Below are 22,320 nucleotides of genomic sequence, written 5' to 3'. Positions count from 1 at the left end.
AGGTCAAGCTGCAGCAGGCGACAGCGGACGCCCGGCGGTTCAACTCCTACCTAACCTATTGCCGCACCTCTTTGCCATAACCCCCCTGAACAGGGGGTGCCCCGCTACACGCGTGGGCCTGACCCTGTGGTCCCAGGTGTGGAGATCGGCGCGGGGAAACGGATATGGCGATGATGCCGCCTGTGTGCCGAACGGTGGCTTTGCCCAGACGACGGGCAGCAGGCCCGAGCGAGGGGGGACATGAAGGCGTTCGCGGTCATCCTGGCACTGTCCATCGGATTTCCGAACGGGTCGGCAAAGTCAATCGAACGCGCCGAGGCCCACCTCGATTGCCTCGGCCTTTACGCCCTGCTCAAGATGGCGGCGCCGACCTTCGCCAATCTGGCCGAAGAGCGCATGGACCGGGTCCGGCAGAGCTATTTCCGCGACCTGCCCTTTCCTTCACCCGTGCCCATGCCGCTGACCAGCGGCGAGATGGAAGAGCAGGCCAGCGCGCGGATGCGGGCGCGCGGGGCACGACTTGCAGACACGGTTTCCGAGGAGGATGTGACGCGCGAAACCGATGCCTTTCTTGCCGACATTCACGCCTGCGACGCCCGCTATGGTCTTGCACCGACCCCGACACCCTGGCGGGATTGATACCCCCTGAACAGGGGGGTGCGGGGATGCAAGCACTGTCCGATCCTGCGACAACAGGAGGATACCCCCCATGAAAGCGACACCCGCCCGTCTCGCCCTTGTCATGTCCGCGGCGCCCGGCTTTCCCGCCTGGGCGCGGCTCCCCGCCGGCGGCGAAGGCATCAGCGGCCTCCATGCCGGGAGCGATCTGCGCGAACACGGTGAACATGGCGTCGTGCCGGACATTGCGGTCAGCGACTTCGAGGGCCGAACGGAGTTGTGCATCGACGGCACGCTGGGCTTCGGTCCTGTTCTCGCCGGAGCGAACCGTGAATTTGCTGATGCCGCGGGCAGCTTCGCGATCTGCGGGTTCCTCCTGACAAAGCCGCGCGGCGTCAACAATGCCGGTCATATCGAATTGCAGCGCGAAGAGTGGCTGCCCGAAACGGGGGTTTACGGTTCAGCCAGTTTCCACGGCCAAGCGGCCCGGCACGATAGCGGATTGCGGCAGATCGCCGGCACACCTCTGGCCGGGCCGAAATTGGAACTCTGTTCCGATCTGATCGCTCCCCGGTCCTGCCATCGACAGCGGATCGGCGACCAATGACCAGCGCCCTCGAACAGAGCCAGCATGGCCATGTCTTCCGACCTGGTCGGCTTCGCCGACAACGGGCCTATTGGCTGGACGGCGCCGTGCTGCATTGGCGCATTGGCTCCAGAGAGGGCCATGTGGCGCTCACCGATATCGCGTCCCTGCGCCTCAACCTGCCCGCGACCCCCCGGCTGGCGGCGAGCTGCGTGCTGGTCGAGAAAACGGGCCGGGTCCACAAGCTCTCGGACATCTACTGGCCGCGCTGGACGAGGGAGGAACGCCCCTATTGGGGCCGGCTCCAGCGGCGCGAGGCCACGTTTCGCGCCCTGACCTTCACTCTGGCGCGCCGGCTGAACAAGGCCAACCCGGACGCTATTCTCGAAACGGGGCCGGGCCGGGCCGAATGGCTCGCTACCTGCGTCGTGGCCCTGCTTGCCGCCGCCATCGTCATCGTCGGTATCGCGCTGATGGTTGTTCACGGCAGGTTCGAGCCTGCTGCCGCTGCCTTCATGGCAGTCGCTGCGATCTATCTGCCCGTGCTCTGGCCGGTCATCCGTTCGGGCGGCCCCAAACCGCTCCACCCGGACACCTTGCACAACGCCAACCCACCACCCGACTGGGTGGATTGGTGATCTGACTCCACGTGCCCCCCTGAAGAGGGGGGAGAACCGACCGCGCTGTCCCGACAAGATGACATTGACAACTATCCAGAGGGAAAATCCAAATGAAGCATCCGCTCAAGATCGCCCTGGCCCTGTCCGTAGCGGCACTTCTATCCGCCTGCAGCACAGCCGACATGGAACATTTCACATCCGGCGGTCCGGGCGTTTGGCCGAACGGCACGTCCTACGGCTCGTCCACGTCTGTTCGCACCTACCAGCCCCCCAGGTGCTACCAGACATCGCGCACGCATCAGACATGCTACAACTGACGAAGCGCGGGTAGCGGGGCGCTGGCCCAGGGGCACCCATGCGGTCGATCATGTTCAGCATCGTCTTCGCCGCTATCGTCGCGGCGCCCGCGCATGCCCAACTTCCCTTCACCCTGCGGGACTGCCTCGCCGATCGGGACGCGGACGCCAGGCTCCATATCTGCTCGATCATGTCCGGCACCGAGGAGGAAAAGGCGTTGAGCGACATGCAGGGCGCCATCGCCGATTTCCGGCAGGTGATCGAGGAGAACCCGGAGCATATCGGCGCCCGTCAGGCTCTTGCTGACATGGCTGCACAGCCATGACGCACGAAACGGAGACGCCCGTCATGACCTTGCGCAGAAAGATCACCGTGGTCGCCCTTGTCGTGCTCGGCGTCCTTCTGGCAGCGGGCGCGTTGCTGGGCTTCTGCGACGTCTACCAGAACCATATCGCCAGGGATTGCGGGGCTGAGTGCGGCACGCCACCGTCCGACGGAACCGTTAGCGGCGGCTTTTGAGGGATGGCAGGGGCAAGTGATCGCTACGAGCATCATTTCCATGAGCACACCGTCGATCAGTACGACAATCTGCTGACGCTGGCGCGCTATCTGGTCGTCAATGCCGGGAAGATCGACGCCGCTGGCGGGCTGCTGTTCGATCGCGCCTATATGCCGGATTTCGAGCCGATGCCCGAGGGTATTGCCGCTCATCCCCCCGCCGCCCTGCCGCCGCTGGCCCATGGTCCTTTGGCCGGCATCGCGGCGCTGCCCGGCGAGGACTGGCAAGACTATTGCGAACGCGCTTTCGGCATCGAAATTCTACCCTACGACCCCTTCTGCCTGTGGCTGCAATCGCCGCTCTGGGCCAGGACCGAACCGAGCGCCAAGGGTGCGGGGCTCCGGATCGTCTATCTGCTCGATGTCGGCGTGCCGCACGATCATGTCGAGATTTCCATGGGCCAGGCCTGGACCGATTATGACAAAACCGGCTTTCTGTGGGACAAACTCGATCTGCCCCTCGAACTCTTCAAAACCGGGGTTCACACGCCGATCCGGGAATGGCCCGAATGGATCGGCGCGTCCACGCTCAACGCGCGCCGCGCCGCCATCACGCTCAATGCGGACAATCTGCGCGAAACCCTGATCGAACGCGACATCGCCCGGCCCGAGGATATTGCGGGCCTGAGCGACGAGGACATCCGTCAGCTCGAGTTCACGACTGGCGCGTTGCCGCGCAGCTACCGCGATGTGCTTTCCCTGATCGGCCATCGGGCCGGGCGGCTGGTGGACGACCGCGAACTCCAGATCTACGCTGATCAGTTGCCCGAGGTGAACCGCATGGGACGCGAAAGGCGCGCGGAATGGGAGGCGGAGGGGGGCGATCCCGTTCCCGACGTCGCCATCTTCATCGGCGCGCGCTATGGCATGTCACCCTGGTTCATCCTGCAGGACAGCCGCACCCACTTCCCCCCTCGCGGGGATTCCCCTGTCTTCCTCTTTGATACGGATACGGGAAAAGTCACGCAGACCTCGATCAGCGTCTGGGGCTGGGTCGAGGGGCTGGTCCGCGATGCCGAAACCTTCATCGCCGAGGGCATCCCCGAGAAGAACGCCCGCCGGGGCTATTCTTCCGGCCTCCCGCCCCTGGCGATGAAGTACAAGCAGCAAGCGGAAAGGGATCGCAATATCACCATCGCGATGATGGCGGGCGCAGTGCTGCTCGGCGTCGTTCTCAGCCTCGTATATCTACTAACGACCTGACCGGCACGAACAGCCGGCGTGCCAATGCCGCGCAGGCGATGGCGGCAAGGATATGCGCGGCGATGACAAAGGCATACTCGGTGGGCGTTTCGACGCGCAAGGGGTCCTTTCCCCCGAAGTCGGGAAGGCCGAGGCCCAGTGGAACGGCCAGCGCCACAAGCCCGCAAAGGGCTGCGAGGACAAGTGGGACGGTGCCGGTGCGCCGATACCAGAGCGCCATGGCAAAGCCGACGAGGATCCCCTGGAGCCAGCCGCACGCGAAGGCCATGTAGATACCGACAACGACGACAAAGATCAGGCCCTTCAATGAACCGGAGGGCATGAACCGAACGAACTCCAGCAAATCGCCAAGGCCGAGGGGGGCGACAATGACGATCCCCACGAGCGGCCCGAGAACGGCGAACAGCGCCACGATGCCGGCAAACCGCCGCCAGCAACGCCGGTGCCGCCGGTCCGTTTCAGCCATGGGTTCAGTTGTCACTACTCCCCCCTTCCCAAATTGCCGGGATTGCCGGCGCTATCGGAAAATCCGGCGCACGATCCACGTGCAGACGACCGTCGCCAGCACGTGCGCGACAAGCAGCGTACCAACCCAGCGCACCAGTCCTTCCGGCGGCACCACCGCGGTGACCGCAATCGACATCAGCAGCCAGACAAAGAGCGCGACAATGAGCGCGGTCCGCCAGGAGATCCCGCCCTTGCGCCGGTCGCGAAACGCGACTGCAAGACCGACCGCCACAGCGGACATGCTTCCGAAGGCATAGGCTCCTATGGCGAAAAGCGCTGTTCCCATCACGATGCCGCCCCAGAACAGCCGGGCGATATCGGAAAAATCGCCCCGGGCGATCTCGACACTCACGGCATAGACCGCGAAAAGCCCGTTCACCGAAAACGCACCCAGAAACGGCCCGAGCAGGGCATAAATGGCGACGATTCCGATAGGTCGTCCCCAGGATTGCGAACGTGACCGAGGCTGACCCGCCATCATCGGGTCTGGCATGTTCATTGGTTTTTCCCCATTCCGGATCTGCTCGACACGGCTGGACGGCCGAAGATCGCCCGCGCCACCAGCCAGCACAGGCCTGCCGCGGTCAAATGCGCGAGCAGCATGGCGAGTTGTGCGATCCGTTCGCCTTCCGAAGCCCAGGCAGGATCGCCCTGACGCAAAGCGGCAAGACCACCCAGCGCCAGCGCGCCACCAAGGGCGACATGAAGGGAGATCACCCCTTTGCGGGCATCCCACGCGGCCGTCGCAACGCCAATCAACAGCGCCGGGGCGCCCCCAACGATGTAGGACAGCGGCAGGCCGAACGCGGTGCCGAGCAGCAGCATCCCCGAGAACATGCGGGTCCTCGCCATCCAGCCGTCGACGGCAAGGTCCGAACTTGCAGCCAGCGTGGCAAGAAGGATCGAGATGGCCAACCCGCCGACCGGCGGTCCGAGCACCGCAAACACGGCCACGATGCCGGCGAAACGGCGGATGGAGGGTTGGGGTTTGCTGTCCTGGACCTGCTGAATATCTGTCATGGCGACAGGCTGCACGCCCGCTCGACAGGCTGCACCCCCCTGAACAGGGGGGTGTGGGATTCTCAAGACTCCATACGCTCACGTCATGTCGGAGAGCCTCGTCAGTATCGTCACCCTCACCGCTTTCGCCGCCGGCCTGTTTTATCTCATAGGCGGCGTCGCCCACATGCGCTCGCTGGTCCTGGATTCGATGGCCCGCGAACTTCTCACCATGCTGGGCAATGGCGAGGCCGGCCGAGAGCGCTGGCGCGCGCGCGTGCTGACGGCCGGGGCGGCGCTGACCTTTGCCTCCGGGCTTTCGCTGCTTGCGCTGTCGCGCTGGACATTGCCGCTCTTTGTCGCCAACGCAGCGCTGCAAGGCTTCTATCTTGTCTGGGCGACGCGCGCCTTCTCACCGCAAGAGGGTGCGGAACCGAAGGGCCGCCGAAGCACGGTCCGCGCCTTCATCCTCTATCTCGCGGCGCTCGGCTTCGTCGTCGCGCTCGACCGGCTCGGCCTGTGGCACGTCTGGCTCGAGCCCGTCCTTGTCGAACTGGCGGTCATCGCCGCGCCGACAATCGCGATTTCGTTGTTCTTCCAACGACGGAGCAGACCGGCGAGCACCTCTTCCCGCCCGGCGCTGGACGAACGGCCTGTCGAAGCGACGGAGCCACCGGCGCGCCCTGAACGCCTGCGGCTCATGCCCGAATATCACTGCGCACCGCTCTGGGACGACGTGCGCGGAAACAACATTGACCCCGGCGGCCTCGGGTTGAGCCCTGAATTGTCGCAACGCCTCCATAGCTGGGATGCCCTGTTTCAGGCGACCTTCAATGAGGCCGATCCCTTCGCCTCCGGATTTGGCGACATCGCGGCAGAGTACGCCTGGGCCAAACAAGGCAATGCCATCGTACAGGCCCTCGCAAAAGAGTGGCCTGGACCGCTCAGCAACCAGATTTCCGCGCTCGCCATGCTGGTGCGCGATGCCCGCCAAGACCTTGGGCCTTGGGACGAGCTTCCCGAGGATCGCCTTGCGGCGATCGGGGAGAAATGCGGCGTTGCGGAGATTGTGGCCGCCATCGTCTGGCTCGACGAACTGTCTCGCGAAACCGACGCCTTGCCGGAGTGGGATGGCGACAGCCAGGACGACATCGCAAGAGCGCGGGCAATGCTCCACGGCATTTTGGCGAGGGTTCCCGGCCGCTATATCGAGATCGTCGCCAGCGGTCTGCAAAGCCCGGAATGGCATACCCGTGTCCATATCGCCATGGCGTTGGCCGGGCACGACCGCGCCCGCGCCCTGCCGATCCTGCGCGATGCGCTGACGCGCGAGGAAGGCGAAACCGCCCGACAACTGATCGCCATCATATTGGCTGATGCCGAAAGCGAGGGACAATGACGCGAGGCAGTCCGAACCGCATTGCCAGCCTCGCGCTGATTGCTGCCACCATGAGCGCGCCGGTGGCACTGGCCCAGGATTTCTCCCCCTATTTCAAGACGACCGGCAGGGGCGCCTACGACCTCTACAACGACACAGTCCTGTGCAGCGCGGTGCTGGAGCGGGCGCTCGAAACCGACCCGAAGGGCGAACAGCGCCCGGAGTTCGGTAAGGGCATCACCTACACCGTCAACTTCGCGCGGTTCCTGCTTGAAAGCGGCAATGTCGTCGACATGAGCGGAGCGATCCTCGCGCCCGACAACCTGCCCGTCGACCGGCGCAACGCGCGCGCCGACTGGCAGGCCGTTCTCTTTTCGCTCGAGGAAGAAGGCGAGACCCCGGATGCCGAGATCGCCCGCTGCCTTCGTCTTTACGGACATGACTGGGAATGATGGTGCCACAGGGCTGGGCCGAATTCGACCTGCGCACGGCCCTTGGGCCGCATGTCGGGCTCGGCGATGTGTTCTGATCCCCCCTGTTCAGGGGGGTGAGCGCAGTTCCGGCGGTCGATAACCTGCCGGCACGATTTCGCGGATTGGAGGATAGCGATGCGTTTCTTGGGTACTGTCGACGCGGTTCGTTCCCTTCTGCTCGCTATCGCACTCACCCTTTCATTGACCATCCCCGCCTTCGCGCAGAGCTTCGAGGACGGCCAGGCCGCCGCGCAACAGGGAGACCCCGCCTCCGCCATCGCGATCTGGACGCCATTGGCCGAGGCCGGGAATCCGGAAGCGCAATACTGGCTGGCGGAGTCCTATTGGGGCGGTTGGTGGGGCGTGCCCGAAAACCCTGAGCGAAGAGCGTACTGGCATATGCGCGCCGCCGAACAGGGTCATGCTCCATCCTTCGTCCAGTTGGGTCGGATGTACGACTCGGGTCATCATTTCGCGCAGGACGATGCCGCAGCCGCTGAGTGGTATGCCCGTGCCGCCGAAGCGGGAAACGCGGACGGCCAGTATGCGCTTGCCCATCTTTATCAGGAAGGTCGCGGCGTAGCACAGGATCTGGAACGGGCGCACGTCCTTTGGGAAACCGCCACCCTGCAGGGTCACGAAGCCGCCAGGCTCGAACTGTGTGAGAGATCCGGCCGCTTCTGCCGTACCTGCGTCGCTGATCCCCAAACGTTAGAGATACGGCAGTTGCGGGGAAGTGACCCGATGTCATTTCTCGAGGAACAGGAACTCATGACCGCCTCGTGGGCCTGGGACGATGACATCATCATCGAAGGAAAAACCTACAGGAAATCGGGTCTGCCGCAGGTCCGCACGTTCGATGTGCTCGAGTTCTTTGCCTTCAGGGACAAGGTGCCGTTCATGATCGACAGTGGAGATGGACCGGAGCCCAACGTGATCTACGCGCTCTACAAGGGCCTGGACTGCGAAGTGCAGCCTTACCGGATCGTCTTCTGAGAGCCGTCCTCCCGGACCTGCGCCTTCGCGCCGTGGTCGATCTGCAGGACCCTTCACAACATGAGGCTCTTATGATGTGCAATTTGGCCCCAGGTGCGGCAATTATCGCGATCTGCTCCCTTACCTTGTCCCTATCCGCCGCCCCGACCTTTGCCGGCATGGTGACGTTTCAATCCACGCGGTTCTCGACCGCCAAGCCGGTGCCGCATCTCCATTACGAAGGCGATGTCGTGCCCGGCGATCTCGATCGGATCGTCGCGGCAGTCCGTCAGTATGTCGACTGCGATCCCAGGACGCCGCCCGATACGGGTGGGAACTGCGCCGTCTTAACCATGACCAGCGAGGGCGGAAACTATGTCGAAGGCCTCAAAATCGCGCATTTCCTCCGCGAAAACGCCATCGCCACCTGGGTTAAGACAGGTTCCTATTGCTATTCGGCCTGCGCCTTCGCCTTTCTCGGCGGCTCGGGCCATTCGTCCTGGCCAGCGCCGGGAGACTATATCGACCGCACCATCGAGCCCGGCGCCGCGCTCGGCTTCCACGCGCCCTATGTGACGGCGGACTCGCTTGGCCAACTCGTCGCCCAATATGGCGTCGAGGAGGTTCTGGGCGGCAACCGCGAAAGCATCGCCCTGATGATCGACCAACTCGTCTACTGGAATGTCGATGACGGCGTACTCTCGCGCATCACCAATATGGGCGCCGACGAGGCCTATACCGCATCCACCGCGCAAGATCTCTATCTGCTGCGCACCGCCCTGCCGAACGCGCCGCGCCGGATGTGGGCGCCAGACCCGGCCGAGGCACTGCGCAATGCCTGCATGCGGCTGCTCGCCCATCATCAAGACGTCTGGCCCTATGACGTGCGGGACAGGGTGTCGGGCGAGATCATCTACAATCTGGGGATCGATGATCGCGGATGGGATCTGTCGGGATACCAGCTCGTCGGCGCTCCCGGCGGGCTGACCGTTTCCTATTGCGCTGTCCACACCGCGGATGCTCATCTGGGTGCCAACGCGGACGTCGCGCTCTATTACGGCCCTGGCGTCGAAGGCCATATGCGCCCTGCGCTGACCTTCTTCCACCGGCCCGAAGGCTGGTCCACCCTCGCCACCGGCGGGGTGGCTGCCCAGCGCATTTTCCAGAAGGGCGGCATCGGCCATTTCTTCATGCCGCCTGACGCCGAGCTTGGCGGCGCCCATGCCCTGACCTGGCGGCTGGTGGGCGAGGACTTTTTGAAAACCGGTCGGCTCGGACAATACCCCCCTGAACACGGGGGTGAGCGCGGCATCCTCCGCCGCTAGCCTGCGTCCACGGTTTGATGGATCGGGAGGATTGAGATGCGGCTTTCGGGTTTCGCAGGCTGGATGAGGGTTGCGCTCGCTGGCGGAACCACGACACTGGCGGTGCTTGGCGCCGCGCCTGCGAGGGCCCATGCCGAAACACCCGATGACGCGGCTTTTGTGGCCGCCTTTGGCGAGGTCTGCATCCCCAAGCGATTGAGCTATCGGGGTACGCTGGCGCTGGCCGAGGAACTGGGTTGGCGTCCTGTCGTCACTGGTGACAACGCAGAATACGACCGGTTCATTACCCATGCCGCCGACCTGCTGGCAAGCGAGGTCGCAGAAGACCCGGACTTGTACCAAGGATCGGGCGGCGCGTGGTTCACCCGCCAGATCGGCGGCCGCTCCCATCTTCTGACGGTCAGCTACCTGCTGACCGGAGTCATGGATACCATGGGGTGCCATCTCTACGATTTAGGAGCCGCTGCGCCCCTCGATCCCGAGGCGGTGACGAGGTTGCTGGGACAGCCCATCGCCTACACCACGGATGGCGGCGACCCATTCTACGCCGTCGATCCGGCTGTGCTCGTCACCACCGTCTGGGGGCCGCCGCCCGACCTGCCGCGCACGCTCGACACCTATCTCACCTTCATTCCCGAAGGCAGCGAGGTGGCAGCTAAGACGGGGTTCACAGGTTTGACGCTCAAATTCTCGACCTCGTTGCCGGATCGCGCGGAGTTCGAACAATGACAAGGCTGTTGACCGCCGCCGCGCTCTTCCTTCTTCCCCTGGCTGCGCTGGCCCAGGGTCCGGTCGTCGGCCCGGCGACCTGCGAGGCCGAGCGGGCCGTCTATGAAATGACCGCCCCCGATACGGACGACGTCTGGCGCATCGGCCTTGTGCCGGCGCGCAACATGGCCAGCATCGCCTCCGATCTCTATCTCAAGCTGACCACGCCCCGGCGCGACTACTGGTTCACCTTCTCCGTCTCCCAGGGCTATGCCGGCATATCGGTCTTTCCCGTCACCGATCCATACGCGGAGGGAGGCCCGCGCGACCTGCTCGGCTCGCCCTTCGGTGCGAACCCCAACGGCGTCACCGACCCCGACATCCTGAACGCCCTGCGTTTCCTCACGCTCGACGCCGAACTCAATATTGCCTTCGAGCCTCCCATGAGCGGCGAGGAGGCGCCACCCTATATCATGCTGCCCGAGATCGGCCGCGCGCTCTGGTATGACGCCGCGGCGCTGACCGACGATGAAACCGCCGACCGCGATCCGATGCCGCGCGGCGTGTTCAGGCGCACTCAATGTCTTGTCGCTCCGCATCCACAGGCAGGGCCATGAGAGCGGCCCTCCTCGCCCTGCTTGCAGCCCTCGCGCTGCCTGCTCCGGCCGGCGCCGAGTGGAGTTGCGCCGACGCGACTTATGCGTCCGAGGTTTGCCCGTGGTTCCGTGAGGCGCCGTGGTTCGGTGAGGCGGCGGATGGCTATGCGACGCCGGGCGTGGGAATGCGGTGGTCGAGCGACGGCTACCCTCCCGGCAGCGCGGCCATGAACTGGAACGACGGCATCTATGTCATCGCCACCCTTCCAGCCGCCGGGCCGCGTGACGCCGCCGCGCTGCTGGTCGACATCGCCTATGAACCGCATTGGCAGCAGGGTCAGGCGCGCGCCCTCACGCCGGAAGCCGTGATCGTGCGGCTGGGGGAAAAGGAGTGGCGCGCCGACGCGCCGGAGTACCCGCTGCCTACTTCGGACCGGGTCCACTGGCCGCCGCTCTATGTCGAAGGAAATCTCTACCGTTTCACCTTCGGCCCCGATCTTGTCGCCGCCATGCTGGCCGCCAGCGCCACCGCGCCGCACAGCTACCGGGACATCTTTCTCAGTGACGATCCAGCGGCGGTGCTGCGTTTCGAAATCCTCTTCCGCGACGCCGATGGCGGCATGGTGTCCTCGAACGACATTCTCGAGATCAACAGCGGAATATGCGAAACAAATTGCCAGCCGCGCCTGTCCCTTGCCGGCTTTGCCGAGGCTTATGACGGGAGCGCGGCGGATGCCAATAAGTGAGCCTACGTCGGCAAGCGAGACGTCGCCCCCGGTTCCGCCATCCTGGTTCGAGGGTCTGACAGGCGGAGAGATGCCGCTCCGCATCGCCGCCGCTACCGCGCTCGACGACTTCGCGGATGCGCTGAGCAATGCCCCGCGCTGGCTGCTGGAAACGGGGAGCGGCGGCGCGATAACGCTACGGGTTTGCTCGCACCGCCAGGGGGAACGGCTCGAAATCCTGGTAGAGTGGGCCGGCGAGCGTGCGCAGATCGTCCTTGAACCGCACGCTTCGGACTGGCTGTCGATTGCCGCAGTGTGTAGAGGCCAAGAGGTCTTTCGCGCCTGGCTCGACCGCCCCTATGAAGAATTTGAGTTCTGGCCCAAAGGTGCGGCGATCCCAAGGCGCAGGAGGATCGATGCACCAGGACGCATCGGCAAGCGGCGCAACTGGATCAACCTCTTGGCAGCGGCATGGCCGCAATTGGCGCGGTTCGCCAATGCGGCCGGCATCGTGGCGGCGATTGAAGCGGGAGGGCCGGTGCCGGAAAGGTCGGGTCAGCCATGACACTGCGTGCGGGACATCGGCGCAGGTTGCGCGCCGGTTTGGTGGTCGCCGCAGCGCTGGCGCTCGCTGGGTGCTACGAGACGCAGATCCCGATCATCACGCAGCAGAACGCTCACGCCAGCCCGGTGATACCCGATGGCCGATATTGCGAGATGACTTTCGAGGATACCCGCCCGGTCACGGGGATTGGCCAGTGTATCACCCTGACCTGGGTGGACGGAGCCAATGGCTGGCGCACAGACAATCTTCTGCTTCCGGGCGACGAGCATGGCGTCTCCATACGCGCCCGCAAGCTGGGTCACGGAAACGACGCGGTCGGCCTCAGTGGCTTCTTCATGGTGCAGGCCGGCCCGCAACCTCGTCAGGCCGCCATTGGCGGGCGAGCGGTTCCTGTCGCCACGGCCCGCCTGATGGCGGTGCTGAGTAGGGGTGACATGTTCGCGATTGTCGATGCGCACCTGCGGCAGGAGGACATCATCACCCGCGCACGAGAGCGGGATGTCGGGCTTGCGATCAGTGAGCGCCGGCCGACCATCGCATTCTTGAGCCGGCTTACGTTGGATAGGGCAGACCTCGTCGGAGCCTGGCTGGCGCGCGAACTGACCCACGAGGTCCATGCCGCCGCCTTTCCTGGGGCGGAGCCGGAAAGGAATGCGATCCGAATCTTCGTCCCTGGCGACGTCGCCGACAGGGAGGGGCCGGATGGGCTGGCTGCGCGCGCCCGGACGATGCTCGATGCGGTGGTGTTCGAGGCCGGCGTTCTCAATCAGGCGCTGAGTCTCGGCCAGCCGCCGGCCCGGATCGATCCCGGCCTGCTCGATCGGACCACACCGCAGGTATCGCCCGCGCCTTCGTCTCCGCCCGGGACGCCATCACCGGCGCAACCCGCGCCTTCTGCCATGGCTGCGGCCGTCCAGGCCCCCTACGACAGGTTTCGGCGCTGCATGGGATTGCTGGAAGGTGCCCAGTCATATGCCACCGTCCTGTCGGTCTCTCTCGGAAACATGGCAAGGGAGGCGCACTTTGCCGGCCGCACTGAGACAGCCGGCAAAGTGCGGGGGCTGCGGGATGTAGTGAAAAATGAGATGGCCGTGCTCACCGCGCTCAAGGCGCATTGGGTGGATCTGGAGGAACGATTTGAAGCCCTCGGAGCAGACCGACGGGCGGGCGAAGCAAGCTTCCTTCTCGGCAAGACGGAATTCGGCATGCCGGACGAGAGCCGCCTATGGTCCGGTGGCGGAGAATTGAGAGCCGCCTTTCAAAAATTGCAGACCAACAAGGATACCGTGACGGCCTGTTTCAGTTCGATGGCGACACCATAGAGCGTGCCGCTGACCTTGCCCCTGTGTGGCCTGCTGCCGGTTTTTCGGACACCAGGTTAAGCTGACATAGCTTGTTCCTCGATCTCGACGGGGCGGAGATGACCGAGTGCCAAGTGCGTCGCCGAGGGTTGCAGACGCGCTCGATGTCATCGAACACATCCGCCCTCGCCTCATCCCGCGCCCTGTAGATCTTGCGGGCTGCCCGCTCGGTTTTCAGCGAGGAGAACAAGTTCCCAGCCGCAGCAATGTCCCGGCCGAATTCTGCCGGGAAGCGACGGCTGGATCTGGACGGGATGATCGGCTCGGTTCCTCGTCCGGTCAGGACGTCGCGCAACCAGTTCGCGTCGAAGGCCCCGTCGGCGTAGGCGAACTCGCCCGGCACCGGCCAGGTCTGCCGCACGAACCAGTCGCGTGGAGATGAGAGCCGCCTATGGCGGCGTAGGGCGGGTGCGAACCGGTCCGGCTCTTCGCCGTTGCAACTCCGCTCCCGCCTATTGCAGCTTCTTGAGGAGGCGATGCAGGGTGCGCTGCTCGGCGGAGGTGAGAGGAGCCAGCGTTTCGGCGCTGACCTTCAAGCCGAGCGGCGCGGTCGCCCTGAACCGGGCCCAGCCTTCGGCGGTAAGCGAGATGAGCTGGCGGCGACGGTCGGACGGATCGCGGTCGGCGCGCAGCAGGCCACGAGCGGTCAGCCGGTCGACGACGCCCTTGGTGGTCGCGACATCGAGACCGACCGTGCGCCCGAGCTGGTTCTGGGAGACCGATCCAAGCTCGGTAAGCCGGGCAAGCACGGCGAACTGCGTCGGCGTCAGATCACCGATGTGCTCGGAAAACAGCACCGCGTTGCGCTGGTAGGCCTTACGCAGAAGATAGCCGACCTGCTCGTCGATCACATAGCCGTGGTCGGGAGACAGGGAGGCCTCCTCGACCGTGTCGTCGGACTTGCTCGTCACGAATATGTCCCGGTTGTTGCCGCGGAGCGGCGATCCTCACACGGAGAGATAGGCATCCCGTATCTCCGGCTGAGCTTCAAGTTCGGGGAAACTCCCATCGAACTTCTTCTCTCCCCCCTCGATGATGACGGCACGGTCGGCAACCATGCGGGCGAAGTGAAGGTTCTGCTCGGAAATGATGACCGTCAACCCCTCCTGCTTCAACCGTACGATGGTATGAGCCATCTGTTCCACGATCACCGGCGCGATGCCCTCCGAGGGCTCGTCGAGCAGCAGCAGTTTCGGATTGCCCATCAGCGTGCGGGCGATGGTGAGCATCTGCTGTTCGCCGCCGGACAGGGCCTTGCCGCGATTGTGGCGCCGCTCCCAAAGGTTGGGGAACAGCTCAAACAGGGTCTCCACCTTCCAGTTGGGCGCGCCCTGGCGGCGCGGCTGGCGGCCGACCTCCAGGTTCTCCAGGATGGTGAGATCCGAGAAGATCCTGCGCTCTTCCGGCACATAGCCGAGGCCAAGCCGCGCGACCTTGTGTGAAGGCAGACCGACCAGCGAGGTCCCGTCGAACCGGATCTCGCCGGAGCGCGGCCGCACGAGCTGCATCACCGACTTCATCGTCGTGGTCTTGCCCGCGCCGTTGCGCCCGAGCAGGGCGGCGACCTCACCCCGGCCCACGGAGAACCCGAGATCGCTCAGGATATGCGCCTTGCCGTAGTAGCTGTTGACATCGTGCAGCTCAAGCATCGGCGCCCTCCGTCGCGAACAGCGTGCCGCCGCCGAGATAGACCTCCTGCACGCGCGCATTCGCGCGCACCTCCGCCGCCGACCCCTCGGCGATCAGCTCGCCCCGGTTCAGCACCATGATGTGGTGGGAATGGGCGAAGACGACGTCCATGTCATGCTCCGTGAACAGCACGCTGACGCCGCGCTCGCGCACGATATCGGCCGTGAGCTGCATCAGCCTGATCCTTTCGCGGGGAGCCATGCCCGCCGTCGGCTCGTCCATCAGCAGCAGGCGCGGCCCGTGGGCGAGCGCAATCGCCAGTTCCAGGCGCTTGAGGTCGCCATAGGCCAGAATGGCGCAGGCGCGGTCCGCCTGATCCGCCATGCCCACGGTCTCCAGCAGCGCCATCGCCTCCTCGCGATAGAGCCGGTGGGCGCGCGGCAGCATCGCGAACAGCCGGCGGTGATGGGAGATCAGCGCCATCTGCACGTTCTCGGCCACGGTCATGCTCTGGTAGGTGCCGGTGATCTGGAACGTGCGGCCGACCCCCAGGCGCCAGATCTCGCGGGGTGGCCGCCCGGTGATGTCGCGACCATCGAACAGAACCCGGCCGGAGGTCGGCTTGAGCTGGCCCATCAGCATGTTGAAGCAGGTGGACTTGCCGGCGCCGTTGGGACCGATCAGGGCCTTCAGTTCGCCCGGCGCGACCTCGAAGCTGACGCCATTGACGGCCTTGATGCCTCCGAAATGCTTGGCAAGGTTCTCCACCTTCAGAACGGCGGTCATCGCGAGGCCTCCTCTTGCCGGCCGAGGCCGATGCGGTCGGCAACCTTGCGCAGCGTGCCGACGATGCCGTCCGGTGCGATGATGACGACGCAGATGATCAGGAGCCCCATGATCAGCCGCCAGTATTCGAGACGGATGAGCCAGTCCTTGACCCCTTCGAGGAAGGTGGCGCCGACCACGCCCCCCGAAAGCGTCTTCACGCCGCCGAGGAAGACGACGATGAGGGCGTCGAAACTCTTGGAGATCTGCATCTCGTTCGGAAAGACGGAGCCCTTCGAGAACACGAACAGCGCACCCGCGACGCCAGCGATGGCGCCGGCCAGCGCGAAGCCGATCCATTGCACCCGGCGCACGTCGATGCCGGTCGCCTCCGCCTGGCGGGCGCTGTCCCGTGTCGCCCGCAAGGCATAGCCGAACGGCGAGTGGACCACATGGCGCAGGAACAGGATGCCCGCCGTCACGAACACCAGGGTGAAGTAGTAGTAGGACGTCGTGCCGGAAAGCCAGGCGGACGGCCAGATGTTGACAAGGCCGTCGTCACCGCCCGTGACCTCGTTCCACTGGAAAACCAGAGACCAGCCGAGCTGACTGAAGGCGAGGGTGAGCATGGCGAAATAGACGCCGCTGAGGCGGATGCAGAACCAGCCGACGACCAACGCGATCAGGCCGGCGGAGATCGGCGCCAGCAGGAAGGCGACCTCCATCGGCGTATCGGCATAAGTGATGAGCAGCGCCGCGACATAGGCGCCCGCCCCGTAGAACACCGCATGGCCGAAGCTGACGAGGCCGCCCGTGCTGAGGATGAACTGCAGCGAGGCGGCAAACAGGCAGAAGATCAGGATGTCGATGACGAGGACCTGGGAGAAGCTCGAGCCGAACACCGGCAGCAGCGCCAGGGCCAGCAGCAGCAGACCCGTCAGGGCGCGGCCCAGCGTGCCGAAGGGCCGCACCGGGCGATCAGGCTCTCCGACCTGACCGTGCTCGCCCGCCTTCTCCTCGCGCCCGAACAGGCCATAGGGCCGGATCAGCAGCACGATGGCCATCACCACATACATCAGCACCAGCGTGCTCTGCGGCAGATAAGCGACGCCGAACACGTTGAGCACCGAGATCAGCACGGAAGCGAGGAAGGCGCCGGTGACCGAGCCCATGCCGCCGATCACCACGACGACGAACACCGCCGAGATGATGTTGAGATCCATCAGCAGGTCGGCGCCGCCCTTGGGCAGTTGGATCGCGCCGCCCAGACCGGCCAGCGCCGAGCCGAGGAAGAACACGCCGGTGAACAGCCACGCCTGATTGACGCCGAGCGCGCCGACCATCTCGCGGTCCTGTGTCGCCGCCCGCACCAGGATGCCGATCCGCGTCCTGGTGATCAGCCACCACAACGCGAACAGGATGAAGGGGGTGATGGCGATCAGCGCCAGATCGTATTGCGGTACCGGCTCGCCGAGGATGCGCACGACCGAGGTCAGGCCGGGGGCCCGCGGACCGAGCCTGTCCTCCGCGCCCCAGACCATCAGCGCGAGATCCTGGATGACGAGGATCACGCCAAAGGTGGCGACAAGCTGAAACAGCTCCGGCGCCCGATAGACGGGCCGCAGAACACAGATCTCGATGACCACGCCGATCAGGCCGACGATCAGGCCCGACAGCAGGATCGAGCCCCAGAAACCGAAATGCCCCGGCAACGCGGCCATGAGCGTGACGCCGACATAGGCGCCGAGCATGTAGAGCGATCCATGCGCAAAATTGACGATGCGCGTCACACCGAAGATCAGCGACAGACCGGAAGCGACCAGGAAGAGCGCTGCCGCATTCGCAAGTCCTGTGAGGATCTGTGCCACAAAGAGACCCATGGCGTTCTTTCTACCGACGATAAGGAGGGGGCGTTGCCCGCCGCAACGGGAGCGGCGGGCCGGTCTCGGGTGCGATCGTGGCGAGGCCTACTTGGCCGGACGCATCGCCCGGATCTCGTCTTCGCTCGGCATGTAGGGGGTCGGATCCTTGAACGACCAGTCGACCATCACGCCCTGGCCATCCTGCACGGCGGTGACGCCGAGATACGCGCCCATCGTCGACTGGTGGTCGAGCGCGCGGTAGGTAACCTCGCCCATCGGCGTGTCGAGGGTGAGATCCTTGAACGCCTCCAGCAGCGCCGGCGTCTCCGTCGAACCGGCTTTCTCGATCAGGGCGGCGATGGACTGCACCGTCATGTAGCCGACGATGCTGCCGATCTTCGGCGTTTCGCCGGGGAAGGCAGCCATATAGCTGTCGACGAAGACCTTTTCCGGGCCGCTGGTGAAGCCGTACCAGGGATAGCCGGTCACGATCCAGCCTTCCGGCGCCTCAGCACCGAGCGGCTCCAGATATTCCGGCTCGCCGGTCAGCAGGCCGTAGACCGTGCGTCCCTCGAACAGGCCACGCGTCGTGCCCTCGCGGACGAACTTCTGCAGATCGGTCCCGAAGGTGACGTTGTAGATGGCATCGGGCTTGGAGGCCTCCAGCGCCTGCACCTCAGCGCCGGCATCGATCTTGAACAGGGCGGGCCACTGTTCGGTGACGAACTCGACCTCGGGCTTCAGGCGCGTCAGGCTCTCCTTGAAAGCGGCGACGGCCGCCGTTCCGTAGGCATAGTTCGGGGCGATGGTCGCATAGCGGATCGCGTCCGTCTTCGCGGCCTGCTCGGCCAGTATCGCGGCCTGCACATAGGTCGAGGTGCGAAGGCGGAAGGTGTAGGGATTGCCCGACTTCCAGACGAGATCGTCCGCCAGCGGCTCGGAGGCGAGATAGATGTAGCCCTTCTCGCCAGCATAGGAGGAAATCGCGAGGCCGACATTCGACAGGATCGTGCCGGTCAGCATCACCGCGCCGTCGCGCGTCATCAGTTCTTCGGCGATCTTCACCGCGTCGCCGGGCTTGCCATCATCATCGCGGAAGATGAATTCGAGCGGCCTGCCGAGAACGCCGCCGGCGGCGTTGACCTCCTTGAGCGCCAGCTCGATGCCTTTCTTGTAGGGTTCGGCGAAGGCCGCCATCCGCTTGTAGTGGTTGATCTCGCCGATCGTGATCGCATCGGCGGCAAGCGCCGCCGTGCTCGCCGAGAGAAGTGCGACGGCTGCCGCCGTCCAGGTTTTCAAGCTCTTCATCTGTCCCTCACTCTGGTTGGTGCGCGACGGTCTTCGACCGTTCGTCTTTCTGGCCTTGTGGTTGTCTTTGTCTGGCTCTTCCGGGGGGCCGGGCGCGCGGACGCGCCAGGCGGGGTGCCGCCGCCGTCAGTCGTGGTAGACGTAAGCGGGGGTCGGGTGCGAGGCGATGTCCTGCGTACGCTCCTTCTCGATCAGCTCGGAAATGCGCTTGCGGTAGACCATCGGCCCCTTGTCTATCGCGATCCGGATCGGGCGCCGCTTCCGCGGCCGGTCCTCCTCGGCCTGGATCGCCTCCAGGATCTGCTTGTCTTCCTGGAAGGCTTTCCGCAGCAGGGCGTCCATCGTCGCGGCCGCGTCCTCGTCGTCCAGCGCGGTGTTGCGCAGGTGCATCCAGCGGTCGATCGTGTAGTTGGCGCTGACGGGTGTGATGAAATGCAGCGCGAAGACGCGCACGCCCTTGTCGCGCTCATCCTCGCCGATACAGGCGCGCGTCGGCGCGCTGCCGAAGTCGATCACCGCCGTGCTCGGCGTATGCAGATGGTAGTAGTGCCAGCGGTCGACATTCTCCGTGAACCCGCCGAAGACCTTGAAGAAGCCGACCGGCTCGCTGTCGCGGATCCAGCGCCAGGCAACGATCGCCTTGCCTTCGGTCGAAACGTGAACCGGCACGTTCTCGGACGCAGAGTTGCCGAGCGTCGTCGGGTGCACGAAGCTGACATGGGCGGGGTCGACCAGGTTTTCCGCCACGTTCAGGTAATTGGCCTTCAGGTGCAGCGCATCGCCCTGATGTGCCGCCCAGGCCGGATCGGAGAATTCCGGCATGTCGAAGACCTCGTCGGGATCGGCTTTTTCCGGGTCTCCCATCCAGATCCAGACGATGTCATGGCGCTCGACGATCGGGTAGCTGACCACATAGGCCGAGGCCGGCAGGTTCGACTGGCCGGGAATGCGCACGCAGGCGCCCGAGGCATCGAAGGTCATGCCGTGATAGCCGCACTGCACCGTGTCGCCGATCCGCTTGCCGAGCGACAGCGGCAGCAGGCGGTGCGGACAGCGGTCCTCCAGCGCCGCCACCGTCCCATCCGACTTGCGGAAGAGAACGATGTGCTCGTCAAGGATCGTGAAACGTCGAAGCTGCCCGTCGATTTCCGACGACCAGGCGGCGACATACCAGGCGTTCCGCACGAATTCCATGGCTGTTTTCCCCTCTGACACACGCTATCTCAAGCCGTCGTCGCCCCTGATCTCCTGGTGGGTGAGCCCGCCGAAACGGGCACCGGGCCGTCCGCCCGTCGAAAGTGCAATGGCAACCAGCGCCTCGTCCGCCCGCGGGCCATCGGCAAGACGAACCTCCATGGCGTCGAAATGGGAGCGCACATAGGCCGCGTCCTTGTGGCCGAGCGGCACGTCGATCGACTGGCCCGGCCCGCCCATCTTCTTCGCCGAGGGAACGAGCGCCTTGCCGCCGCCGAGCACCGCGCGCATCGGCGCGCCGAGGCGCGGATGCAGCAGGGCGGCGGCGTGTTCCAACTCGCCGTTCTCGCCGATCATCGCCGCCTTGCCGAAGCTCTGGATCGCCGGAGCCTCGACGGCGAGCGCGGCAAGCGCACGGCGCGTCAGCAACTCGCCGATCTCCTCGGACAGGGCGACCAGCGCGGCGAGATCCGCGTGAAACCGTCCGGCGCAGGGGTTGCCGATGACCGCCACCGCGGCGGCCCGACGGGCCGGCGGCGTCACCGCCTGGCCCATCTCGAGCCAGGTGTCCTCCACGCGGGTGACGATCTTGCGGATCGCAAGGCTCATCTCAGCCCGTCCTTGCCGACGACCTCGGACGCTTTCAGACCGCCTGCGCGGTTGTGGATGCGCGGCCCCGTGGTCATGACCAGCACGAGCAGCATCTCGTCGGCACGTGGGGAATCGTTGAGGCCGACCTCCATCGCGTCGAAATGCGAGCGCACATAGGAGGCGTTGGTATGGGTGATCGGTACATCAAGCCGTGTGCCCGGCCCGCCGACTTTCTTGGTCGACGGCACGATCGCCATGGACGCGGGCAGCACCTCGCGCATGGAATAGCCACCCGGCGCGTGCCAGAGGGCGCCATGTTCCAACTCGCCGGCCGAGCCGATGATGGCGCCCTTGCCATAACCCTCGACCACGGACGGATCGCCGCCGAGCGCGTCGATCAGGTCCCTCGCCATTTTCAGGCCGAGCGGCTTGAGGTCGTCCATGAAGGAGGTGATCTCCTCGACATACCGACCCGCGAACGGGTTCTGGATGACGCTCAGTGCGGCGGCGCGCTTCAGCGGCGCGGATGCGACCGGGCCACCTTCATGATGGATTTCCTCGACGATGATGGCGCTCTTGCGCAGGATCGGCTCAGGCACAGGCTTTGGTCCTCCAGGAATCGAACGAAAGGGGCGCCCCGGCGGCGGAACCGCCGGACACGGTCAGCCGCTCGCCGGCCAGCGCGAGGAAGGCGCCCCGGATCAGCCCCGACCGCATATGGGCGCGGGCGACCGCTTCGCCGCGCGCAAGAGCCCGGCCGATCTCCAGCGGCGACAGCGGCGCCACCCCGACGGTGACCGGGCGCAGGCCGAGGTCGCTGTCGGGAGCAAGGTCGCGGGCCGGCACGCGGGTCACCCGGGGCGAACCGGGAAGGTCGACCGCGTTGGCGATCAAGGTCGCTGCGGCATCGGCGCGGGCCGCTGTTTCGGCCAGAACGGTCACCGCATCGGCGATGCCGAGCGAGTGAGAGCGTCCGCGCCAGCCGCTGGTGGCGATGCCGCCGATTCCCTCGCCCGGCGCCAGCGTGACGATGCCGCCCGCTGTGCCCGCCACCGGATCCTCGCAGATGCCGACGCGGAAGGTTCCTCGCGCGAGGTGGAGTGCGATGTCGCCGCCATTGTTGACATAGGCGCGGTCCAGATCGCGCCCGGCGATCAGGGCGGCAAGCACATGGTCGGCGACGCTGCCGGCGACAGCGGCCATCGGCGTGATGAAGACGGGGGCGAACGGGGCGACGGCGGCGGCCATGCGACGGGCGACCGATCCTTCGGGGGGAGGCCCAGCGGGCGGGCGCAGCCGCGGCAGTTCGGCGACGAGATCGTCGAGAATCGGGCCGAAGGCCGCGCAGGCCTGTCGGTAGGCCAGCGCCACCTCGCCGGCCTCGCCGCTTGCCTCGATCACCAGATCGATCGGCCCGTGCTGAAGGTGCAGCCGGCGGCCATCGGCCAGAAGCCTCGCGCTCGCGCCGGACATGCGG

General features: G+C 65.5%; 27 protein-coding genes and 1 pseudogene. 15 read left to right on the top strand and 13 right to left on the bottom strand.

What is annotated here, in order from left to right; genetic code table 11:
• Positions 1 to 240: 240 nt before the first annotated feature.
• The 6 genes from TSB10GB4_RS16580 to TSB10GB4_RS16555 all read left to right on the top strand — a co-directional run bounded on the left by TSB10GB4_RS16580 (position 241) and on the right by TSB10GB4_RS16555 (position 3,882).
• Positions 241 to 639 (top strand): hypothetical protein, encoded by a 399-nt coding sequence (locus TSB10GB4_RS16580; RefSeq protein ID WP_186396635.1) that lies wholly within the window; start codon positions 241 to 243, stop codon positions 637 to 639.
• Between the two features lie 70 nt (positions 640 to 709).
• Entirely contained in the window at positions 710 to 1,225 is a 516-nt protein-coding gene (locus tag TSB10GB4_RS16575) for a hypothetical protein (RefSeq protein ID WP_186396634.1), read from the top strand.
• Positions 1,222 to 1,842, top strand: a complete 621-nt coding sequence (locus TSB10GB4_RS16570) for a hypothetical protein (RefSeq protein ID WP_186396633.1) — start codon at positions 1,222 to 1,224, stop codon at positions 1,840 to 1,842. The genes TSB10GB4_RS16575 and TSB10GB4_RS16570 overlap by 4 nt, the downstream gene beginning before the upstream one ends.
• A gap of 337 nt (positions 1,843 to 2,179) precedes the next feature.
• Positions 2,180 to 2,446 (top strand): hypothetical protein, encoded by a 267-nt coding sequence (locus tag TSB10GB4_RS16565; RefSeq protein ID WP_186388275.1) that lies wholly within the window; start codon positions 2,180 to 2,182, stop codon positions 2,444 to 2,446.
• 23 nt (positions 2,447 to 2,469) lie between these two features.
• Positions 2,470 to 2,640, top strand: coding sequence for a hypothetical protein (locus TSB10GB4_RS16560; protein ID WP_186388276.1), 171 nt, complete (start codon positions 2,470 to 2,472; stop codon positions 2,638 to 2,640).
• Between the two features lie 3 nt (positions 2,641 to 2,643).
• Positions 2,644 to 3,882 carry a hypothetical protein gene (locus TSB10GB4_RS16555; protein WP_186396632.1) on the top strand — a complete coding sequence of 413 codons (1,239 nt, stop codon included), beginning with the start codon at positions 2,644 to 2,646 and terminating at the stop codon, positions 3,880 to 3,882.
• On the opposite strand, the gene TSB10GB4_RS16550 is transcribed toward TSB10GB4_RS16555, so the two are convergent.
• The 3 genes from TSB10GB4_RS16550 to TSB10GB4_RS16540 are packed head-to-tail and all read right to left on the bottom strand — an operon-like array spanning position 3,854 to position 5,409.
• Complete coding sequence (locus tag TSB10GB4_RS16550; protein ID WP_186396631.1) at positions 3,854 to 4,348, bottom strand: hypothetical protein; 495 nt, start codon at positions 4,346 to 4,348, stop codon at positions 3,854 to 3,856. The genes TSB10GB4_RS16555 and TSB10GB4_RS16550 overlap by 29 nt on opposite strands.
• A gap of 51 nt (positions 4,349 to 4,399) precedes the next feature.
• Positions 4,400 to 4,888, bottom strand: coding sequence for a hypothetical protein (locus tag TSB10GB4_RS16545; protein ID WP_186396630.1), 489 nt, complete (start codon positions 4,886 to 4,888; stop codon positions 4,400 to 4,402).
• The gene (locus TSB10GB4_RS16540) at positions 4,885 to 5,409 is read right to left on the bottom strand and encodes a hypothetical protein (protein WP_186396629.1); all 525 of its coding nucleotides are present in this window, start codon (positions 5,407 to 5,409) and stop codon (positions 4,885 to 4,887) included. Before TSB10GB4_RS16540 ends, TSB10GB4_RS16545 begins: the two co-directional genes overlap by 4 nt.
• A gap of 85 nt (positions 5,410 to 5,494) precedes the next feature.
• Here TSB10GB4_RS16540 and TSB10GB4_RS16535 point away from each other — a divergent pair, with 85 nt between their 5' ends.
• The 9 genes from TSB10GB4_RS16535 (at position 5,495) to TSB10GB4_RS16495 (ending at position 13,455) form a co-directional block, all read left to right on the top strand.
• Positions 5,495 to 6,787, top strand: a complete 1,293-nt coding sequence (locus tag TSB10GB4_RS16535; RefSeq protein ID WP_186396628.1) for a HEAT repeat domain-containing protein — start codon at positions 5,495 to 5,497, stop codon at positions 6,785 to 6,787.
• On the top strand, positions 6,784 to 7,218 hold the full coding sequence (locus TSB10GB4_RS16530) for a hypothetical protein (RefSeq protein ID WP_186396627.1): 435 nt from the start codon (positions 6,784 to 6,786) through the stop codon (positions 7,216 to 7,218). The genes TSB10GB4_RS16535 and TSB10GB4_RS16530 overlap by 4 nt, the downstream gene beginning before the upstream one ends.
• Positions 7,219 to 7,383: 165 nt before the next feature.
• Complete coding sequence (locus TSB10GB4_RS16525) at positions 7,384 to 8,235, top strand: tetratricopeptide repeat protein (protein WP_208984847.1); 852 nt, start codon at positions 7,384 to 7,386, stop codon at positions 8,233 to 8,235.
• A 71-nt stretch (positions 8,236 to 8,306) separates the two neighbouring features.
• On the top strand, positions 8,307 to 9,539 hold the full coding sequence (locus TSB10GB4_RS16520) for a hypothetical protein (RefSeq protein WP_208984846.1): 1,233 nt from the start codon (positions 8,307 to 8,309) through the stop codon (positions 9,537 to 9,539).
• A 36-nt stretch (positions 9,540 to 9,575) separates the two neighbouring features.
• A complete protein-coding gene (locus TSB10GB4_RS16515) occupies positions 9,576 to 10,268 on the top strand; it encodes a hypothetical protein (RefSeq protein WP_186396624.1) in 693 nt (230 codons plus the stop codon).
• Between the two features lie 8 nt (positions 10,269 to 10,276).
• On the top strand, positions 10,277 to 10,864 hold the full coding sequence (locus TSB10GB4_RS16510) for a hypothetical protein (protein WP_186396623.1): 588 nt from the start codon (positions 10,277 to 10,279) through the stop codon (positions 10,862 to 10,864).
• Complete coding sequence (locus TSB10GB4_RS16505; protein WP_186396622.1) at positions 10,861 to 11,589, top strand: hypothetical protein; 729 nt, start codon at positions 10,861 to 10,863, stop codon at positions 11,587 to 11,589. Before TSB10GB4_RS16510 ends, TSB10GB4_RS16505 begins: the two co-directional genes overlap by 4 nt.
• A 70-nt stretch (positions 11,590 to 11,659) precedes the next feature.
• Positions 11,660 to 12,133, top strand: a complete 474-nt coding sequence (locus TSB10GB4_RS16500) for a hypothetical protein (protein ID WP_186396621.1) — start codon at positions 11,660 to 11,662, stop codon at positions 12,131 to 12,133.
• Positions 12,130 to 13,455, top strand: a complete 1,326-nt coding sequence (locus tag TSB10GB4_RS16495; protein WP_186396620.1) for a hypothetical protein — start codon at positions 12,130 to 12,132, stop codon at positions 13,453 to 13,455. Before TSB10GB4_RS16500 ends, TSB10GB4_RS16495 begins: the two co-directional genes overlap by 4 nt.
• A 56-nt stretch (positions 13,456 to 13,511) precedes the next feature.
• Here TSB10GB4_RS16495 and TSB10GB4_RS24070 read toward each other — a convergent pair.
• From TSB10GB4_RS24070 to TSB10GB4_RS16445, 10 genes and pseudogenes are all read right to left on the bottom strand, one after another.
• Positions 13,512 to 13,705, bottom strand: a pseudogene (locus TSB10GB4_RS24070) (IS3 family transposase); the annotation flags it as partial.
• Between the two features lie 241 nt (positions 13,706 to 13,946).
• Positions 13,947 to 14,405 carry a MarR family winged helix-turn-helix transcriptional regulator gene (locus tag TSB10GB4_RS16485; protein WP_186388291.1) on the bottom strand — a complete coding sequence of 153 codons (459 nt, stop codon included), beginning with the start codon at positions 14,403 to 14,405 and terminating at the stop codon, positions 13,947 to 13,949.
• Positions 14,406 to 14,441: 36 nt separating this feature from the next.
• Positions 14,442 to 15,143 carry an ABC transporter ATP-binding protein gene (locus TSB10GB4_RS16480; RefSeq protein WP_186396619.1) on the bottom strand — a complete coding sequence of 234 codons (702 nt, stop codon included), beginning with the start codon at positions 15,141 to 15,143 and terminating at the stop codon, positions 14,442 to 14,444.
• Entirely contained in the window at positions 15,136 to 15,909 is a 774-nt protein-coding gene (locus TSB10GB4_RS16475; protein WP_186388293.1) for an ABC transporter ATP-binding protein, read from the bottom strand. Before TSB10GB4_RS16475 ends, TSB10GB4_RS16480 begins: the two co-directional genes overlap by 8 nt.
• Positions 15,906 to 17,768 (bottom strand): ABC transporter permease, encoded by a 1,863-nt coding sequence (locus tag TSB10GB4_RS16470; protein WP_186388294.1) that lies wholly within the window; start codon positions 17,766 to 17,768, stop codon positions 15,906 to 15,908. Before TSB10GB4_RS16470 ends, TSB10GB4_RS16475 begins: the two co-directional genes overlap by 4 nt.
• A gap of 87 nt (positions 17,769 to 17,855) precedes the next feature.
• Positions 17,856 to 19,058: an ABC transporter substrate-binding protein gene (locus TSB10GB4_RS16465; RefSeq protein WP_186396618.1), complete on the bottom strand. Its 1,203-nt coding sequence runs from the start codon at positions 19,056 to 19,058 to the stop codon at positions 17,856 to 17,858.
• A 126-nt stretch (positions 19,059 to 19,184) separates the two neighbouring features.
• Positions 19,185 to 20,252 (bottom strand): aromatic ring-hydroxylating dioxygenase subunit alpha, encoded by a 1,068-nt coding sequence (locus tag TSB10GB4_RS16460; RefSeq protein WP_186396617.1) that lies wholly within the window; start codon positions 20,250 to 20,252, stop codon positions 19,185 to 19,187.
• Between the two features lie 24 nt (positions 20,253 to 20,276).
• A complete protein-coding gene (locus tag TSB10GB4_RS16455) occupies positions 20,277 to 20,861 on the bottom strand; it encodes an amino acid synthesis family protein (protein ID WP_186396616.1) in 585 nt (194 codons plus the stop codon).
• Positions 20,858 to 21,442: an amino acid synthesis family protein gene (locus TSB10GB4_RS16450; protein ID WP_186396615.1), complete on the bottom strand. Its 585-nt coding sequence runs from the start codon at positions 21,440 to 21,442 to the stop codon at positions 20,858 to 20,860. Before TSB10GB4_RS16450 ends, TSB10GB4_RS16455 begins: the two co-directional genes overlap by 4 nt.
• Entirely contained in the window at positions 21,435 to 22,316 is an 882-nt protein-coding gene (locus TSB10GB4_RS16445; protein ID WP_186396832.1) for a UPF0280 family protein, read from the bottom strand. The genes TSB10GB4_RS16450 and TSB10GB4_RS16445 overlap by 8 nt, the downstream gene beginning before the upstream one ends.
• Between the last annotated feature and the right edge of the window lie 4 nt (positions 22,317 to 22,320).

The sequence above is a fragment of the Stappia sp. TSB10GB4 genome (genome assembly GCF_900185745.1).
In the GTDB taxonomy this organism is placed as follows: Bacteria; Pseudomonadota; Alphaproteobacteria; order Rhizobiales; family Stappiaceae; genus Stappia.
This window is presented reverse-complemented; position numbering and strand designations above follow the sequence as displayed.